This window comes from Streptomyces sp. URMC 126 (genome assembly GCF_051386555.1).
In the GTDB taxonomy this organism is placed as follows: domain Bacteria; phylum Actinomycetota; class Actinomycetes; order Streptomycetales; family Streptomycetaceae; genus Streptomyces.
On the sequence record NZ_JBPQTX010001232.1, the window covers coordinates 1 to 244 of the forward strand.

The 244-nt window shown below is 67.6% G+C and carries 1 protein-coding gene; it reads right to left on the bottom strand.

Going from position 1 to position 244, the window contains the following annotated elements:
• The coding region (locus ACSNOK_RS35795; protein WP_436784830.1) for a transposase at window positions 1-240 on the bottom strand (240 nt) is incomplete at its 3' end.
• Window positions 241-244 lie beyond the last annotated feature (4 nt).

Genomic DNA, 244 nt, shown 5'->3' on the forward strand with positions numbered 1-244 from the left:
GGCAATGGAGCGGCAGCCCTTCAGCCATCCCACGCAGCGCTCGATCGCGTTGCGCCTGCGGTAAAGATCAGGATCGAATGCTTGCGGGCAGCCCTGTCCCATGTTGCCGCCCTTGCGGGGCGGGATGACCGGTTTGATCCGGCGTCCGCGCAGATAGGCGAACACCGGTCGATAGCTGTAAGCCTTGTCGCCGGCGAGATGCTTGGGACGGGTGCGGGGACGACCTCGCCGGCCCGGCAGGCGC